The sequence below is a fragment of the Polaromonas sp. P3_C2 genome (assembly GCF_056402675.1).
This window is the reverse complement of record NZ_JBFUGX010001242.1, coordinates 1-580: the sequence shown is the minus strand read 5'-3', so window position 1 is coordinate 580 and position 580 is coordinate 1. Positions and strand designations below refer to the sequence as shown.

Below are 580 nucleotides of genomic sequence, written 5' to 3'. Positions count from 1 at the left end.
CTTCCACGACAGCGCCTTTGGATAACCGAACTCAAGGAAAAACATGAAATCAGTCATTCTTGCCGGCGGTCTGGGAACGCGCATTTCCGAGGAAACATCTTCGCGGCCGAAACCCATGATCGAGATCGGCGGCAAACCCATCCTCTGGCACATCCTGAAGATTTATTCCGCCCATGGCGTGAACGATTTCGTGATTTGCTGCGGCTACAAGGGCTACATGATCAAGGAGTACTTCGCGAATTACTTCCTGCACATGTCCGACGTGACATTTGACATGAGCAAGAACAGCATGGAAGTGCATCAGCGCAGCGCTGAACCCTGGCGCGTTACCCTGATCGACACCGGCGAAGACACCATGACCGGTGGTCGGCTCGGCCGGGTCGCATCGTATGTCAAGGACGAAGAAGCCTTCTGCTTCACCTACGGCGACGGTGTCGGCGATGTCGACATTACCGCGCTGCTCGCGTTTCATAAGGCGCAAGGCGTCAAGGCGACCCTGACCGCAACCTTGCCGCCAGGACGGTTCGGCGCGCTTGACTTCGAGGGCGACAAGGTGCGCAGCTTCAAGGAAAAGCCCAAG

The 580-nt window shown here is 56.7% G+C and carries 1 protein-coding gene; it reads left to right on the top strand.

Annotation, left to right across the window (positions count from 1 at the left end):
- Positions 1 to 43: 43 nt before the first annotated feature.
- A partial coding sequence (rfbF, locus tag AC1DWI_RS25855; protein ID WP_477726285.1) for a glucose-1-phosphate cytidylyltransferase occupies positions 44 to 580 on the top strand: 537 nt, incomplete at its 3' end.